Source organism: Geobacter sp. PheSNFMC (genome assembly GCF_059620965.1).
Window position 1 is genome coordinate 16,808 of the sequence record NZ_JCAMRN010000032.1, and the last position, 17,751, is coordinate 34,558.

Consider the following 17,751-nt stretch of genomic DNA (forward strand, 5'->3'; position numbering starts at 1 on the left):
ATTCAATTCCCATGCAAAGGAGCATCCTATGAAAGCCGTGATCATGGCCGGCGGGTTCGGTACCCGCATCCAGCCCCTGACGAGCAGCATTCCAAAACCGATGATCCCCCTTCTCAACCGCCCGATCATGCTTCACATCGTGGAGTTGCTCAAAAAGTACGAGATCACCGACCTGGTCATGCTCCTGTACCATCAGCCGGCGGTCATCAAGAACTTTTTCCGCGACGGCACCGATTTCGGCGTCAGGATCACCTACGTAACCCCGCTCCAGGACATGGGAACCGCCGGAGCCGTCAAGTGCGCCGAGAAATACCTGGACGAGCGGTTCATCGTCATCAGCGGCGACCTCCTCACCGACTTCAACCTCCAGAAAGTCATCGACTTCCATGATGAAAAAAAGGCCCTGGCCACCATCACCCTCACCTCGGTGAAGGATCCGCTCCAGTTCGGCGTGGTCGTTACCGACAAGGAAAAGCGGATCTCCCAGTTCCTGGAGAAACCCGGCTGGGGCGAGGTGATATCCGACACCATCAACACCGGCATCTACGTCCTGGAGCCGGAGATATTCTCCCACATCCCGGCCGAGGAAAACTACGACTTCTCCCAGGACCTCTTTCCGAAGCTGCTGGAGAAGCAGCAGCCCCTGTTCGGCTACACCGCCAAGGGGTACTGGCGGGATATCGGCAATACCGACTCCTACCGTGAGGCCCACCACGACATCTTCAAGGGAAAGGTGAACGTGAGGATCGACGAGCCGAAGCAGGATCTGGTGGGCAAGGACCTGCGGCTCGGCTCCGACGTGAACCTGGACGAGCACGTGACTCTTGAGGGGACGGTGGTCATCGGCGACAACTCCCAGGTATTCGAGAGCGCCCACATCAAGGACACGGTCATCGGGCGCAACTGCACCATCGAGGCGGGGGTGCGGCTCTCCCGCTGCGTGATCTGGGACAATGTCTACGTCAAGCGGGGGGCAAAGCTGAACGACAGCGTCCTCTGCGGCAACGTCCGCGTGGGTCACGGGGTGGTGATGGAGGAGGGGGTCATCGTGGCCGACGACACCTCCATCGGCGAAGAGTCCTACATCAAGCGCGACGTGAAGATCTGGCCGCGCAAGGTGATCGAGGCGGGGGCCACCGTCACCGGCAACCTGATCTGGGGCGAGAAGTGGAAAAAAGCCCTGTTCGAGGGAGCCCTCATCAAGGGGCTAACCAATATGGAACTCACCCCCGAGTTCGTGGCCAAGCTGGGCTGCGCCTACGGCACGACCCTTCCCAAGGGGAGCTTCGTGCTTTCCGGCCGCGACGCCTACCGCTCCTGCCGGATGCTCAAGCGGAGCTTCATCGGCGGCCTTCTCTCCTCCGGGGTAAACGTCCGCGACCTGACCATGGTCCCGATGCCCGTGCTGCGCTACAAGCTCCGCTCCTTCGGGGAGGTGGGCGGCATTCAGTTCCGCCAGGCCCTGGACGACCCCGCCTCCACCGAGATCATCTTCCTGGATGGCGACGGCCTCGACTTCTCCAGCTCCATGGGCAAGAACGTGGAACGGATCTTCTTCAAGGAGAACTTCCGGCGGGCCCACCACACGGAGCCGGGGGCGCTCACGGAGATCCCCCAGCAGGTGATGGATTTCTATCGCGAAGGGTTTCTGAACGCCATCGGCAAGACGCCGCTCCAGAAAAAAGCGTTCAAAGTGGTCATCGACTTCAACCACTCGCCGGCCAGCCAACTTCTCCCCGGCATCCTGACCCAAATGGGGTGCGAGGTGATCAGCCTCAACGCATACGTGGACGAAGAGCGGGGGGTCAAGGCCCTGTCGGATCGGGACCAGAGCCTTTCGCAACTCTCCAAGATCGTCGCCACCCTGGAGGCGAACGCCGGCTTCTGGCTCGACCCCACCGTGGAGGGGATCATCATGGTCGACGAAACCGGGACGGTCCACGGGGAGGCCGACATCCTGCTGCTGATGGTCGGCCTTGCCCTGAAGGCCGGCGAGAAAGGGGTGTTCGCCATACCGGTTTCGGCGCCCTCGGCCATCGAGCGGATGGCCCAGGAACGGGGCTGCGCCGTTACCCGCACCAAGAGCGCCGATCGCTCCATGATCGAGGCGGCCCTCTCCTCGGAGGTCGTGCTGACCGGGTCCATGGACGGCCGCTTTGCCTTCCCCCGGTTCCAGGCCGCCTTCGACGGCATGTTCGCCATTGCCAAAGCCATCGAAATGGCGGCCCGCAGCGGAGCGTCCATCTCGGCAACTGCCGCAGGAATCCCCCGCCGGGCCTTTCTCCAGACCCGGGTTCCCTGCGTCTGGGACATGAAGGGGGGGATCATGCGCAAGATGAGCGAGGACAGCCTCGACAAGGAGGCAAGCTTCATCGACGGGATCAAGGTCCATTTCGGCGAGGACTGGGCCCTGGTCCTCCCCGACCAGTACCAGCCCCACGTCCACATCGTGGCCGAGGCCCGGGACCCCAAGGCCGCCCAGAAACTGCTGACCGAGTACCAGAAAAAAGTGGAGCAGTGGAAGAAGGAGCTGTCATAAATGACGGAGCCGCTGCGCATCGTCTTTCTCTGGCACATGCACCAGCCCTACTACAAGGACCCGGTGAAGGGCGAGTACGCCCTCCCCTGGACCTATCTCCATGCGGTGAAAGACTATTACGACATGGCGGCCATCGTGGACGCCACCCCCGGCGCGAAAGCGGTCTTCAACCTGGTGCCGTCGCTGCTGGACCAGCTCCTGGACTACGCCTCGGGAGAGGCGGTCGATCCCTGGCTCCTGCGGGCGCGCATGAGCCCCGCGGACATGGATGAAGAGGACCGCCGCTTCGTTCTGGAAAACTTTTTCTCGGCCAACCGGCAACGGTTCATCGAGCCCCACAAGCGCTACCTGGAGCTTCTCTACCGGGCCGGCGACGGCACCAGGGGCAGCGCCCGGCACCGCCAGTTCAGCGACAGGGACATCCTCGATCTCCAGGTCTGGTTTCTCCTGGCCTGGACCGGCGAGGCGGCCCGACGCCGTTATCCCGAGATAGATGAACTGCTCCGGAAGGGGAGGAACTTCACCCCCGGCGACAAGGAAACGCTCCTGGCCCGCCATGCCGACATCCTCAGGGAGATCATCCCCCTCTACCGTAAAATACATGACGAGGGAAAGGCGGAGCTGGCCGTCTCGCCCTACTATCATCCCATTCTGCCCCTGCTCTGCGACATGAAGAGCGCCCTTGCCGCCATGCCCCGGGCAAACCTCCCCGCAGCCCGCTTCCGCCACCCCGAGGATGCCCGCAGCCAGGTGGCGCAGGGGATTGCGCGCTTTCGAGAAATATTCGGCTTTACCCCGGCCGGCATGTGGCCGTCGGAAGGGTCGGTGAGCGACGAGGCCCTCTCCATCATTGCCGGCTGCGGCATCAAATGGGTCGCCACCGATGAGGAGATCCTGGCCCGGACCCTGCCGGCGGGCCTCGGCCCCGGCAAGGGACGCCTCTACCATCCCTACACCTTCCAGCAGGGCGCCCGGGAACTGAAGATGTTCTTCCGGGACCACCAGCTCTCGGACCTGATCGGGTTCACCTACTCTTCGTGGGAGCCCTCGCGGGCAGTGGAGGACTTCATGGGCAGGCTCCGGGCGATACGGGAGCAGACCCCCGACGCGCGCGTGGTGCCGGTCATCCTCGACGGCGAAAACGCCTGGGAGTATTACCCGGAAAACGGCTACGGCTTCCTGCGGCACCTGTACGGAACCATCGCCTCCACGGACGGGTTCGAACTGCTCACCTGCTCCGAAGCGCTGGACCGGGGGCCCGAACGGCGGGTCATCGAGCGAATCCATCCCGGCTCCTGGATCAATGCCGACTACGGCATCTGGGTGGGACACCCGGAAGAGAACCAGGCATGGGATTATCTGGAGCGGGCCCGGGAGGCGGCGGTCACCTCGAGCCCCGCCGTGGCCGAACGCCTGGCAGTGGGGGATGGCCGCGGCGAGACGGCGGGCATCGACGACAATGCGCGCCTGGTCTGCACCTCCCTCTACGCCGCCGAAGGAAGCGACTGGTTCTGGTGGTACGGCGACGATCACTTCTCCGTCCACAGCGACCGCTTCGACCGCCTCTTCCGCAAGCACCTCATGAACGTCTACCGGCTGCTGGGCCTCGACGTCCCCCGGGAGCTTTTCGAGCCCATCAAGAAGACCACCCCCGCCGGGCTGGTGCGCGAGCCTGCGGCCCTCATCACGCCCCAGGTGAACGGCCTGGTGGATGACTACTTTGAATGGCTCGCCGCCGGGCTGTTCGATCTCTCCAAGCAGTCATCCGCCATGCACGCGGCAGAAAGCCTGTTCCAGTCGTTCTTTTACGGATTCGACCGGAAGAACCTCTACTTCCGGCTCGACAGCCCGGCCCGGCTGGCGGAACTGCTGCAGGTGGACGACGAACTCCATCTGAACGTGGTCTCGGGCGGTGAATTCCGCCTCGACATCACCCCGGCCGCGACGGACGGGCCGCTCCTGCGCCGCGGTGACGGCACCTGGCATGCGACCGGCTCCCGGGGGACCTGGGGCATCGACCGTATCTGCGAAGTGGCGATCCCGCTGGCTCCCCTGGGATTGGAGCCCCGGGGAAAGCTCTTTGCCTCCGTTACCCTCACCCGCGGAGGCGAGGAGTTCGGCCGCTGGCCCGCCGACGCGCCGTTGCTCCTGGCCTATGCCGGGCCTGAACTGGAAATCGACAACTGGATGATTTAGCGGAGGACCAATGTCCGAACTGAGATGGGACCCCCTGAAGCAGCACTGGGTAATCATAGCCACCGAACGGGGACGCCGGCCCCGGGACTTCATGGTGGAGCACAAAGCCACGGATGCAGCCTGCTGCCCCTTCTGCTACGGGCTGGAAGAGAAGACTCCGCCGGAGATATACGCTGTGCGCGACACGGGCGCTGCCAACTCCCCCGGCTGGATGGTGCGGGTAATCCCCAACAAATACCCTGCCCTGCGCATCGAGGGCGACCTCAACAGCCGGGGATTCGGCCCCTATGACGTCCTGAACGGCATCGGCGCCCATGAGATAATCATCGAAACCCCCGATCACGACCGAGACATGGCCGAGCTTTCGCCGGCAGAGATCACTGAGGTCCTCAGGGCATGGCGAGCCCGGTTTCTGGATCTGCGCCGCGACACCCGCTTCCGCTACATGGTCCTCTTCAAAAACCACGGCACCAAGGCCGGCGCCACCCTGTCCCACTCCCACAGCCAGCTCATCGCCGTCCCCCTCATCCCTCCGGTGGCGGCAACCGAACTGCGCGTCTGCAAAGACTACTTCTCCGCCAAGGAGCGTTGTCTCATCTGCGACTTGATCGACTTCGAACTGAAGAGCGGCGAGCGCATCGTCCGGGAGTTCGCCAACTACGTCATCATGACCCCTTATGCGGCCTGCTTCCCCTTCGAAGTGCGGCTCTATCCCAAGCGCCACGCCTTTGATTTCGCCCTGCTGCCCGACGCGGAACTGACGGAACTGGCCGTGGCGCTCAAGGATATGCTCACCCGCCTGCGGAGCATCCTGCGCGATCCGCCCTACAATTTCATCCTCCACACGGCCCCGCCGCGCCACCCGCGCCTCGGCAAGCCCGGCTACTGGAGCTCCATCGAATATGATTACCACTGGCACATCGAGTTGGTGCCGAGGCTGACCCAGATCGCCGGATTCGAGTGGGGAACCGGGTTCCACATCAATCCGACGTCTCCGGAAGACGCCGCGACATTCCTCAGGGAAGCGGGGTCATGAGACGATGAAAATCCTCATGGTTGCATCCGAGGTGGCCCCCTTTGCCCGGACCGGCGGACTGGCCGAGGTGACTGCAGCCCTGCCCGCGGCCTTGCGCCGGATGGGACACGACGTGCGGGTCATCATGCCCTTCCACCGGTGCGCAGCCCAGACGGAGCCCGGGGTGCGCAAGGCGCGTAAAAGCACCGAAGTCACCCTCAACGGCGAAACGCACAAGGGATTACTGCGCCAGGCCGCCATGGGAAATGTGCCGGTCTATCTGGTGGAGAACCGGGAATTCTTTTCCCGCGACTATCTCTACGGCACACCCGAAGGAGACTATCCGGACAACCCGCGCCGGTTCGCTTTTTTCTGCCGCAGCGTCCTGCAGTTTCTCAAGCGGATGGACTTTCGCCCCGACGTGATCCACTGCCACGACTGGCAAACCGCCCTGATCCCCATCATTCTGCGCCTCGAAGCGGCAGACGACCCGTTTTTCGCCCGCACGGCAACGGTTTTCACCATTCACAATCTAGCCTACCAGGGATTGTTTCCCGCCCCGGCCATCGCCGAAACGGGCCTGTCACCCGCCCTGTTCACCACCGAGTGGCTCGAATACTACGGCCAGCTCAATCTCCTGAAGGGAGCCATCCTCACGGCGGATCTCATCACCACCGTGTCCGAAACCTATTGCCGGGAGATCATGACCCCCGCGCAGGGGTGCGGCCTGGAGGGGGTGCTGGCCCGGCGCGGTAACGACCTGTTCGGTATCGTGAACGGCATCGACACCGACGAATGGAATCCGGCCGCCGATAAGCGCATTTTCCGCAACTACTCGGCCCGGGCCCTGGCCGGAAAGGCCGCGGACAAACTTGAACTCCAGCGGGAATTGGGCATGCCGGCAGCGCCGTCGGTGCCGCTCATCGGCATGGTCAGCCGGCTCGCGGAGCAGAAGGGGATCGACCTGGTGCTGGAGCTGCTGCCCCGCCTGGCCGAGAGCGAACTTCAACTCGTGCTCCTCGGCACCGGCAATGCCTGCTACCTGGAACGCCTGGACGCCTTCCGCCGGAAAGGCGCGGCCAACATCTCCATCAACCTGGGATTCAATGATCCACTGGCACCGAAGATCTATGCGGGCAGCGACCTGTTCCTCATGCCGTCGCGTTTCGAACCGTGCGGCCTGAGCCAGCTCATTGCCATGCGCTACGGCACGGTTCCGGTTGTCCGGCACACGGGGGGACTCCGGGATACGGTCATCGACGTCACGCGCCATCCCCGCGAGGGGACCGGCTTCACCTTTGAGGATTTTTCAGCCGATGCCTGCTGGGAAGCCCTCGAACGGGCCCTGGCCTGCTACCGGGACCGGGAGTCATGGCGCAGGATCATGCGCAGGGGCATGCACAGAGATGTTTCGTGGCATACTGCGGCAGGCCGCTATGAGACGCTGTACCGAATGGCGGTGGACACAAGACGGGGGTAGCGGATGGGAGACGGGAAAGACGATCTTGAATCATTGAGCCGGGAGATTCGGAAGATCATCGACACCAACCGGCAATTTCTCGACCGGATCATGGACGATGACTTCGAGGCTGACGGCGACGAGGCGGTGGAACCGCACGGGGAAGAGGCGGAGGGGGAGTTCGAGGAGTTGTAGCCCCATGCCCGCCGACGCAACGAAAAAGCCCCCCGGAGAGCGCTCCGGGGGGCTTGCTGCTGCAGGCCGAGTCAGTGCTTGCCGTGGCCGTCGCCGCCGGCAGAGTCCTCGGCGGCCGCCATGTGGCAATCGCTGCAGTTGACCTTGTAAAGCGCATCGCCGATGTCTGCCGGGTGGACGAACTCCTTGACCACCTTTCCTTCCGGGATGTTCTCGCCCTTCTGGCCGATCATCTCGTGACACATGGTGCAGTCCTTGGAAATGATCTTGCCGGTGGACGTCTTGTGCTTGCCGTCGTGACAGCGGAAGCAGCCCGGCGTATAGAAGTGGCCGATGTGGTTCGGATATGTGCTCCAGGTGACCTTCATCCGGGGGAAGAAGTTCCGGGCGTAAATATCCTTCACATGCTCAACGGCCTGGTTGATGGCCGCGGCCTTGGTCTTGGCCACCTCGGGGAAGTTCTTGGCGTAGTACTCGGGGAGCTTCGCCTCGATGGCCGCATGGGCCTCTTCCTTGGACTTGTAGGGTTGTTCGAGGATCTCCACCGCCACCTTCTTGATGTAGGGAAGCCCCGCGTCGATCTGGCCGGACACGATATGCTCGTCCATCTCGCGGGCCGGTGAGCGGTAGATGTGGGTCGGCCGGTTGTGGCAGTCGATGCAGTCCATGCGCCGCTTCTCGGCCTTGGCGATCTCCTCGCGGGTAAGCGGCTTTTCGGTATCCATGTACTCGACGATGCTGCCATCCTTCTGCTTGACCGCCACATAGGGGATGTCGAGTCGCTTCCTGTCGCGGGCGATGTAGGTAACCTCGGTGCCGATATGCCAGTGGATGCCCATGGCATGGGGAGACTTGGGCGTCCCGCCGATCTTGATCAGCATGTTGATCTCACGGGGGGTGTTTTCCTTGTTGGGCGCGTAGTGATAAAATACCCGCTGCCGGCCGGAGTAGAACTTCTCCGGCCAGTGACACTGTTCGCAGGTGTCCCGGGCCGGTCGCAAATTCTCGATGGGGGTGGCGATGGGGTAGTGGTAGCTGTTGGTTAGAACCGCCCAGACCTGACGCAGGCCCGAAAGCTTGGCCTTCACGTACCACTCGGCGCCCGGCCCCACGTGGCACTCCACGCACTTGACCCGGGCGTGGGGGGATCCTTGCCACGCCTTGTGCTCGGGCTCCATGACCACGTGACAGAGCTCGCCGCAGAAGGTGGTCGACTCGGTGAACTCGAAACCGAGGATGGACGCCACCGACACGATGAGGACGAAGATGACGCTGGCCAGCACGAAGAAAATGAACAGCCGGCGCTTGTGGGGATCATTGAAATCCACCCGCGGGTAGGGCGGCACCTCTTCGGGGACTTCGGTCCGCCGCTGGTTACGGACGCGCCAGGCGCCGATCGGTACGAGGATAAGGCCGAGGATGAGCATGCCCGGGAAGGCGAAATAGACCAGGAGCCCGATGTAGGGGTGATCTATGCCTGTGATCATCTCCATCGCGATGAACGCGATGATGAGTCCCGTGGCCACCACGGCCAGGAGAAACCCTATCAGGCTGATGGGGTTCCAGAGGTAACCTGCGGTTTTTCGCAATGTCATACATCTCCTCCACGTTGAAACACTTTTTTACCAATTCACTATTGGTTCCGCCATCTCCTAGCAAATGTGAAAGGGTAGACAATATAATCAGTTGATTCGTTTTGTCAAATGCTAAAAACAGTACCACAAAAAAGTGGTTGTGAAAGGGAACGGTTAAGAATAATCACTCTACGACAGATCACATGAATCGTTTTTTAAAATAGGGTTTTCTATCGGCAGATGCCGTCCGCTTGACACTATCTGTCGATTTTGCTAGCTTCGAAGCCCACAACAGTCTAAAAACCAGCAGGTTCCCGAGCGAACCGGGCCCCCTGACGGCCAGGGAAGCGGCAACGGGAGCAGGAGAGAGTCCATGGTAAAAAAACTATTCATTCCCGGACCGGTCGACGTCCATCCCGATATCCTCCAGGCCATGGCCTCCCCCATGATCGGCCACCGGATGCCCGAATACGCAGCGCTCCACGGACGGGTGACCGCTGGCCTCAAGCGGGTTCTGGCCACGGACGGACGGGTATTTCTCGCCACATCGAGCGCCTTCGGCGTCATGGAGGGGGCGGTACGGAACCTGGTGGCGAAGCGGTGCGTCAACTTCTGCAACGGCGCTTTTTCCGACAAATGGCACGACGTGACCAGGCGCTGCGGCAAAGAGGCCGATGCGGTCAAGGTCGAGTGGGGCAAGCCGATCACCCCCGAAATCGTGGATCAGGCACTGGCCACGGGCAGGTACGACGCTATCACCCTCATCCACAACGAGACTTCCACCGGCGTCATGTCCCCCCTGCCGGAGATTGCCCGGGTCCTGCGGAACTATCCCGACGTGGTTTCCATCATCGACACCGTCTCGTCCATGAGCGCACTCCCCGTTCCCGTGGACGAACTGGGCATCGACTGCTGCATCTTCGGGGTCCAGAAGGCCTTTGCCCTGCCACCGGGACTGGCCGTTTTCACCGCCAGCGACAAGGCCTTGGCCCGGGCCAGGACCGTGGAGGGGCGCGGTTACTATTTCGACTTCCTTGAATTCGAAGCCAATGACGTAAAAAACAACACCCCCTCGACCCCCTGCATCTCCCACATCTATGCCATGGACCGCCAGTTGGAGCGGTTCTTCGCCGAAGGACTGGAGCAGCGCTGGGCGCGCCACCGGCAACTGGCGGGCATGGTGCGCGAGTGGGTTGCCGACCGGGGATACGGTTTCTTTGCCGATGAACCCTACCGCTCCGTGACCCTCACCTGCGCCCTCAACACCCGGGGCACGGATCTGGCCCGGTTGAAGAAGATGCTCGGCGAGCGCGGCTACGCCTTTGACGACGGCTACGGCACGATCAAGGGGAAGACCTTCCGCATCGCCCACATGGGAGACATGCAGCGGACCGACCTGGAAGAGTTCCTGGCAACGGCCGACGAGTGCCTGGTAGAGCTTGCTTGATCCATTGCCCGGTCTGATCACGCAGACGGACCATTTGCCGTTCCTCATGGTTCATATTTGTGGTATGGTATAACACAATTGTGCCGCTCACCCCTGTGTGCAGGAGGGCTTGAATGAACAGCAAAATGATCCTGCTGGTGGAAGACAACCCCGACGACGAGGTTCTGACCCTCCGCGCCCTGGGCAAACATGCCATTACGCCCGACGTGACGGTAGTGCGCGACGGGGTGGAGGCCCTGGACTTCCTCTTCGGGACAGGCTCCTACAGCGGCCGGGATCTGAGCATCATGCCGAAGCTGGTGCTGCTCGACCTGAAACTGCCCAAGGTGGACGGCCTCGAGGTTCTGCGCCGGCTGAGGGCCGACCAGCGGACGCGGCTCCTGCCGGTGGTGGTCTTCACCTCCTCCAACGAGGAGCAGGACATCCTCGAATGCCACAACCTCGGCGCCAACAGCTACATCCGCAAGCCGGTGGACTTCAACCAACTCAGTGAAGCCCTGCGGCTCATCGGCACCTACTGGCTGAACCTCAACCTCACTCCCAAGTCCGCCGGCGCGGCACGATAGACGTCCACGCGGCACGGGCTCGCCCGTGCCGTTCCATTTTCTTCCCAAGGTGTCCCCATTTCCATGGAACGCTTCAGACTGGCTAGCGATTACGAGCCCCGCGGCGACCAGCCCCGGGCCATTGCCGAACTCTCGGAAGGGATTGTCAGGGGAGACCGGGATCAGGTGCTCCTGGGGGTCACCGGCAGCGGCAAGACGTTTACCATGGCCAACGTCATCGCCGCCGTGAACCGCCCCGCCCTGGTGCTGGCCCCCAACAAGACCCTGGCGGCCCAGCTCTATGGCGAATTCCGGGAACTGTTTCCGGACAATGCCGTGGAATATTTCGTCTCCTACTACGACTACTACCAGCCGGAAGCCTACATCCCCACCACCGACACCTTCATCGAGAAGGATTCCTCCATCAACGACGAGATCGACAAGCTGCGCCACGCGGCCACGCGGAGCCTGCTGACCCGGCGCGACGTGATCATCGTTGCCTCGGTGTCATGCATCTACGGCATCGGCTCCCCGGCCGAGTACCAGGCCATGCACATCTTCTTTCACCAGGGGGACGAGTACGGCCGGGACGAACTGCTGCGGAAGCTGGTCGACATCCAGTACGAACGGAATGATCTGGACTTCCACCGGGGGACCTTCCGGGTGCGGGGGGACATCGTGGAGATATTCCCGGCCCACGAGGGGGAGCGGGCCTACCGGATCGAGTTTTTCGGCGACACGGTGGACGCCATCAGCGAGATCGATCCCTTGCGGGGCGTGGTGATCCAGCGCCTGACCAAGTGCGCCGTCTATCCGGCTTCCCATTACGTGGCGACGCGCGAAACCCTGGACCGGGCCATGGAGGAGATCCGCACCGACCTGCGGGAGCGGCTCCAGTGGTTCCGGGAGCGGAACATGCTCGTGGAGGCCCAGCGGCTGGAACAGCGAACCATGTTCGACCTGGAGATGATGGAGGAGATGGGATTCTGCCAGGGGATCGAGAACTATTCCCGCTACTTCGACGGCCGGACGCCGGGGGAGCCCCCCTACACCCTGCTCGACTACTTCCCCCGCGACTTCATCCTCTTCGTGGATGAATCCCACATCACCGTCTCCCAGGTGGGAGGGATGTACCGGGGGGACCGGAGCAGGAAAGAAACCCTGGTGAACTACGGCTTCCGCCTGCCGGCGGCCCTGGACAACCGGCCCCTCACCTTCGGGGAGTTCACCGAACGGCTCAACCAGACCGTCTACGTCTCGGCCACCCCGGCCGACTACGAACTGCAGCAGAGCAGCGGCGTGGTGGTGGAACAGGTGATCAGGCCCACGGGCCTCCTGGACCCGCTCATCGAGGTCCGTCCTGCCACGGCGCAGGTGGACGATCTCCTGCACGAGGTCCGGGAAACCACGGCCCGGGGCGAACGGGTGCTCGTAACCACCCTCACCAAGAGGATGGCCGAGGACCTGACCGATTACTACCGGGACCTGGGGGTGCGGGTCAGGTACCTCCATTCCGACATCGACACCATCCAGCGGATGCAGATCATCCGCGATCTGCGCATGGGGGAGTTCGATGTCCTGGTCGGCATCAACCTCCTGCGGGAGGGGCTCGACATTCCCGAAGTGTCGCTGGTGGCGATCCTGGACGCCGACAAGGAGGGGTTCCTCCGCTCCGCCCGCTCCCTCATCCAGACCTGCGGCCGGGCCGCCCGCAACGTGAACGGCAGGGTCATCATGTACGCCGACACGATGACCGGCTCCATGCAGAGCTGCCTCGACGAAACCGCCCGGCGGCGCGCACTCCAGGAGGCCTTCAACACCGAACACGGCATCACGCCCCAGACCGTGAAAAAGGGGCTGCGGACCATCCTGGAGTCCATCGAGGAGCGGGATTACTACACCGTTGCCGCCGCTGCCGAGGCGCGGGAGGAGTATCTCCCTGCCGACGAAATACCGAAGCGGGTGAAGAAGCTCCGCAAGGAGATGCTCGACGCGGCAAAGAAGCTGGAGTTCGAACGGGCGGCCGAGCTCAGGGATCAGATCAAAAAACTGGAGGAAATGGAGCTGCGGCTGCGCTGACCGCTCCACGGGGGATATTCGATGAAGGAACCACGCGTGCTGCTCGTTGACGACGAACGATTCTTCCTGGATCTCCAGCAGGAGTTTCTGGCGGATTCCCCCGTGCGGATCATCACCGCCCAGAGCGGCCGGGAGGCTCTCGACATGGTTCGGCGGGACCGGCCGGGCATCGTCTACCTGGACCTGCGGATGCCCGAACTGGACGGTACCGCCTGTTGCTCCACCATCAAGAATGATCCAGACATCAGGGACACGCCGGTGGTCATGGTGGTGAGCGAGGGGAAGCCCCGCGACCGGGAGCTCTGCCTGGATGCCGGGTGCAACGGCATCATCAGCAAGCCCCTGGACCGGATCCAGTTCCTGTCGGTGGGGCGGCGGCTCTTCCCGGCCATTGAACGTCGCCAGCCCCGCCACCCCTTCTCGGCCCTCGCCTTCTTCCGAGTCCGGGAAACCGGCTTCCACGGCACCGTTGCCGACATCAGCCTCGGCGGCGCCTACATCGCGTGCCGTTGCGACCTCTCAGCCGATGAGGATATCCGCCTCGGCTTTCTCCTGGGAGATGCGGGGGTCGTCGAATGCCGGGCACGGGTCGCCTGGATGAACCAGGGGGGGGCGCGCCCCCGCAAGAGCCTCCCGGACGGATTCGGCGTCCAGTTCCAGTCCATGGAGCCTCCCCACCAGGAGGTTGTCCGGCAGATCGTGGCGAGGCTCGGATGATCCGCCCCGCCTGGCTCACCCGCACCAGTCTCTCCTGGGCGCTCTACGACTTCGCCAACACCATCTTCTCCATGAGCGTGGTGACGCTCTACTTCCCCCTGTTTCTCGTCCAGACCCTGGGCTACCGCGAGTACTGGCTCTCCTTGGGGCTTTCGCTCTCCATGGGGCTTGCCGCCGTGGCCAGCCCCTTCGTGGGGAGCGCCTCGGACCGGCGCATCGGCAAAAACGTGATCCTGGCGGTCGCCACGTCCCTTTGCTGCATCGCAACCCTTCTCATCCCCGTGCCGGGCCATCTGGCCGGCGTTCTGGCCGCTTTCGTGGCCGCCAACTTCCTTTACCAGGTCTCCCTGGTGGCCTATGACGCCCTTCTCCCCTCGGCCACCGACGAACGGCACTACGGCCCGGTGTCCGGATTCGGCGTGGCCCTGGGCTACATCGGAACGTTCCTGGCGTTGATCATCGGCAAACTCCTGGTGACCACCCCGGCGGACAATGGCCGGGTATTCCTGCCCACGGCGATCTGCTTTCTCCTCTTCGCCCTGCCCTGCTTCTTCGTCAAAGACCTGAAACGCAGCCAAACCTCGCCGGTCCGGGTTGCCGACACGGCCCGGGAAATCATCCGCGATCGGGACCTGCGCTGGTACTTCGCCGGCCACCTGCTCTACCTGGACGCGGTGAACACCGTGATTGCCTTCATGGCCGTCTTTCTGGTGAAAGTGGGCGGCTTCTCCCAGGCCAAGGGGGAGGTGAACTATTTTCTCATGTTCTCGACCATCTTCGCCGTCATCGGCGGTCTCTTCTGGGGGTGGCTCGTACGGCGCCGGGGAGCACGAACCGGACTCCTGGCGACGCTTGCCCTCTGGATCGCCGCCCTCGGCATGGTCTGCCTTCCCTTGGCCAAGGAACACTACTGGATCCTGGGCCCCCTTTCCGGCATCGCTCTGGGTGGGGTCTGGGCGTGCGACCGGCCGCTGCTGCTGAACATGGTCCCCCGGGAACGGGCCGGGAGCTTCTTCGGCTTCTACTACCTCACCGGCAAGTTCTCGTCGGTGGTGGGTCCATTGCTGTTCGGCGCCATCCTCGCGCTCCCCCTCGGCACCGAGGCGATCCGCTACCGGCTCGCCTTCTTCTCGCTGCTTATCATGGTAATCGCCGCCACGGCCTGCATCGCCCGCATCCGCCCGAAGCAGGCCACGCCGCAGCTTCAGGCCGGCGGACCGTGATACCCCACGCATGTTCGAAAAAGGAGTGACCATGAAAAAAGACATCCTCGAAAAGGGGGCCATCCTCCAGCGTGACCGGGAGACCTACGCCATCGCCCCCCACATCCCCGGCGGGATCACCGATACGGCAACCCTGCGCAAGCTCTGCGACGTGGCCGACAAGTACGGCGTGCAGGAGTTGAAGCTCACCTCTGCCCAGCGCATCGCCCTCTTCGGCATAAAGGAGGAGGATCTGGACGCCATCTGGTCCGATCTCGACCAGCAGCCGGGCGCAGCCATCGGCCTATGCGTCCGGAGCGTCAAGATCTGTCCCGGCACCACCTGGTGCAAGCGGGGGGTGCAGGATTCGGTCTCCCTGGGATTGAAGATCGATGCCATCTACCACGCCATGGAACTGCCCAACAAGATGAAGATGGGAATCTCGGGATGCATGCTCAACTGCGCCGAGACCATGCTGAAGGATGTGGGAGTGGTCGGTACTCCCAAGGGGTGGCGGATCTACGTGGGGGGCAATGCGGGGGCACGGCCCCGCATCGGCGACCTCCTGGTGGAACTGGGACCGGATGAAGACAAAGTCCTCGCCGTGATTGCGGCTCTCGTGGAGTGGTACCGCTCTTCGGGCAGCGAGCAGCGGCTGGGCCGCGTGGTGGAGCAGATGGGGTTCGATGCCTTCCGGACCGCGGTGCTGGGGGCGGAAGCAACTCCCTGAGCCGCCGCGGCCGACAGATACTCCGGGCATGATCAGAAGAGGTCCAACTGTTCCCCCTTCGGCTTCCGCCGGCCGCCCCGGCCCGGCTCCGGCTGTCGGATCAACCGTCCGGGAATCTCCCCTGCGAAGCGGGAAAGCGGCCGCTCGGCAGGCCCGACCCAGGGACGTTCAGAGGAGGCGCTGAGCACGAGCGTCTCCTTTGCCCGGGTCATACCCACATAGAAAAGCCGCCGTTCCTCCTCCACATCCACGTCCCGCCAGAGGGTGCAGGGGATGAGCCCCTCCTCGCACCCCGCCAGGAAGACCACGGGGAATTCCAGCCCCTTGGAGGCATGGAGCGTCATGAGCGCCACCGCCTCGGCCCGCTCGTCATAGACCGTTTCGGCGGCATACTCCCGCAGGTGCCGGTCAAAGGCGACGATGTCCCGGCCGAAGCTTCCGGCAAGGGCCAGGAGCCGCCGGCAGTCGGCATGCCCCTGATCCGTGCCGAACAGGGTCAGGGCCTCGCCCAGGGCCGGCGCGATTCCCTCCCGGCCGGCCGTGGACCGGAAGCGTTCGAGGAGAGCGGTCAGCTCGGCCATCCGACGCGCAACAGGGGGCGGCAGCTCGACACCGGCCACGAGCGCCGGGAAATCGCCGGTCAGGGGAAGGGCCTCTTCCAGCCGACGGATGGCACCCTCGCCGATCCCCGGCAGCTCCTGTGCCAGGGCCAGCCAGTCGGCCAACTCCGTACTCCCCGCAGCGGCCCGGACAAACCGGGTGGCCGCGCCCGCTACCGGGCCGAGGAAGTAGGGAACGGCCCCCACCAACTGGAACGGAATCCCCCGCCGGTCCAGGGCGTTGGCCAACTCGTCGGCCTGCCGCGCCAACCGGTAGAGAATGGCGATGTCGCCGAAGCTCCGGCGGTTGTCCTGGTCGCCGCCCCGCCCCGAGGCGATGGAGAAACTGCTGATCCCCCCCATGAGCTCCTCGATGCGCCGAACGATAAACTCGGCCTCCGCCGCCGGCGTCGGAGCCCTGTACAACTCGATCGTTCCCTCCCGCGCCGTGGCAGGCGTTAGACTGATGCCGCTCCTGAGCCGGTTGTGGGCGATAACGGCCGATGCGGCCTCGATGAGGGGCGCCGCCGACCGGTAGTTGCGGCTGAGGTCCAGCCGCCGGGTGGCGGGAAGGTCGGCGAAACGGAAGAAAAAAGAGGGATCACTACCCCGGAAGCCGTAGATGGCCTGGTCTGGGTCGCCGATGGCGAAGATCGTGGCCTCTTCCCCCAAAATCTCCACCAGGGCGTACTGGGGAGCGTTCAGGTCCTGAAATTCGTCCACGAAGAGATGGGCGACTCCGGCGCACACCTGTCGCCGGAAGGTCTCGTCGCCTCTCAGGCGGCGGACCAGGGCCGGGACCACGTCGTCCAGGTCCATGGCGCCGCGCCGGGCCAGTTCGTCCAGGTAGAGGCGCACCGGCTCCGGTGCGTCCCCACCATTGTCGCGATGCAGAAAATCGGCGATCTCCCCGGCCAGGCCGTTCCGCTCCCGGACGCCGAGCTCGGGAAAGAGGCGCCGCAACAGCCGCTCCCGGCTTTCGTCCCCCACCACGACCCGGTCGGGGTCCTCGCGTCTGAGCCAGTCGAGGCAGAAGCGGTGGAAGGTGCCGACAAACACCTGCCCGGCAGCCTCGCCCGCCGCAGCGGCCAGTCGCTCCCGCACCTCGGCGGCTGCCCGGTTCGTGAAGGTGATGGCGCAGACCCGGCCCGGGTCCGTGTCAGGCATTGCCAGCAGCGCCGCCAGCCGGGCCACCAGGGTGTAGGTTTTGCCGGTACCCGGCCCTGCGGCCACCAGCATCCGGGGTGCATCGCAGGCGAGCGCCTCGGCCTGGCCGGGATCGGGTCCCGCGGCAGGCGCCGGATCGGGCGGGGCCACCGATCTTCGCCCGCCGGCTGCCGGAGGCCGGCCGGTCGCTTTGGGGCGCCCCCGCCGGGGGGACTCCCCGTCGCTGAAGAGTCCCCCCTGTCCTGACAGCCGGGCCACTTCACCCTCCTCGAAGACCTTGATGGTTC

At 64.0% G+C, this 17,751-nt stretch carries 13 protein-coding genes; 11 read left to right on the forward strand and 2 right to left on the reverse strand.

The window, feature by feature from the left end; translation table 11 throughout:
- The first annotated feature begins 28 nt into the window (after window positions 1-28).
- Genes AC6CDK_RS08940 through AC6CDK_RS08960 form a run of 5 tightly spaced genes read left to right on the forward strand, consistent with a single transcriptional unit; the run spans window position 29 to window position 7,404 of the window.
- Entirely contained in the window at window positions 29-2,539 is a 2,511-nt protein-coding gene (locus AC6CDK_RS08940; protein WP_039647103.1) for a mannose-1-phosphate guanyltransferase, read from the forward strand.
- Complete coding sequence (locus AC6CDK_RS08945; protein WP_039647105.1) at window positions 2,540-4,735, forward strand: glycoside hydrolase family 57 protein; 2,196 nt, start codon at window positions 2,540-2,542, stop codon at window positions 4,733-4,735.
- 10 nt (window positions 4,736-4,745) lie between these two features.
- Window positions 4,746-5,771 (forward strand): galactose-1-phosphate uridylyltransferase, encoded by a 1,026-nt coding sequence (gene galT, locus AC6CDK_RS08950; RefSeq protein ID WP_039647106.1) that lies wholly within the window; start codon window positions 4,746-4,748, stop codon window positions 5,769-5,771.
- Between the two features lie 4 nt (window positions 5,772-5,775).
- Window positions 5,776-7,230 (forward strand): glycogen synthase GlgA, encoded by a 1,455-nt coding sequence (glgA, locus tag AC6CDK_RS08955; RefSeq protein WP_039647108.1) that lies wholly within the window; start codon window positions 5,776-5,778, stop codon window positions 7,228-7,230.
- 3 nt (window positions 7,231-7,233) lie between these two features.
- Window positions 7,234-7,404: a hypothetical protein gene (locus tag AC6CDK_RS08960; RefSeq protein WP_052269450.1), complete on the forward strand. Its 171-nt coding sequence runs from the start codon at window positions 7,234-7,236 to the stop codon at window positions 7,402-7,404.
- Between the two features lie 71 nt (window positions 7,405-7,475).
- Here AC6CDK_RS08960 and AC6CDK_RS08965 read toward each other — a convergent pair whose 3' ends face one another.
- Entirely contained in the window at window positions 7,476-8,999 is a 1,524-nt protein-coding gene (locus AC6CDK_RS08965; protein WP_039647110.1) for a cytochrome c3 family protein, read from the reverse strand.
- A gap of 352 nt (window positions 9,000-9,351) precedes the next feature.
- Here AC6CDK_RS08965 and AC6CDK_RS08970 point away from each other — a divergent pair, with 352 nt between their 5' ends.
- From AC6CDK_RS08970 to AC6CDK_RS08995, 6 genes are all read left to right on the forward strand, one after another.
- Complete coding sequence (locus AC6CDK_RS08970; protein ID WP_039647111.1) at window positions 9,352-10,425, forward strand: pyridoxal-phosphate-dependent aminotransferase family protein; 1,074 nt, start codon at window positions 9,352-9,354, stop codon at window positions 10,423-10,425.
- 113 nt (window positions 10,426-10,538) lie between these two features.
- Window positions 10,539-10,991, forward strand: a complete 453-nt coding sequence (locus AC6CDK_RS08975; protein ID WP_039647113.1) for a response regulator — start codon at window positions 10,539-10,541, stop codon at window positions 10,989-10,991.
- 63 nt (window positions 10,992-11,054) lie between these two features.
- Window positions 11,055-13,049 (forward strand): excinuclease ABC subunit UvrB, encoded by a 1,995-nt coding sequence (gene uvrB, locus AC6CDK_RS08980; protein ID WP_039647116.1) that lies wholly within the window; start codon window positions 11,055-11,057, stop codon window positions 13,047-13,049.
- 21 nt (window positions 13,050-13,070) lie between these two features.
- The gene (locus AC6CDK_RS08985; RefSeq protein ID WP_039647118.1) at window positions 13,071-13,766 is read left to right on the forward strand and encodes a response regulator; all 696 of its coding nucleotides are present in this window, start codon (window positions 13,071-13,073) and stop codon (window positions 13,764-13,766) included.
- Window positions 13,763-14,989, forward strand: coding sequence for an MFS transporter (locus AC6CDK_RS08990; RefSeq protein ID WP_039647120.1), 1,227 nt, complete (start codon window positions 13,763-13,765; stop codon window positions 14,987-14,989). The genes AC6CDK_RS08985 and AC6CDK_RS08990 overlap by 4 nt, the downstream gene beginning before the upstream one ends.
- A 31-nt stretch (window positions 14,990-15,020) precedes the next feature.
- Window positions 15,021-15,698, forward strand: a complete 678-nt coding sequence (locus AC6CDK_RS08995; protein ID WP_039647122.1) for a ferredoxin-like domain-containing protein — start codon at window positions 15,021-15,023, stop codon at window positions 15,696-15,698.
- Window positions 15,699-15,730: 32 nt separating this feature from the next.
- Here the strand turns inward: AC6CDK_RS08995 and AC6CDK_RS09000 are convergent.
- Window positions 15,731-17,751: ATP-dependent helicase (locus AC6CDK_RS09000; protein ID WP_496639805.1), on the reverse strand; the 2,021-nt coding region annotated here is incomplete at its 5' end.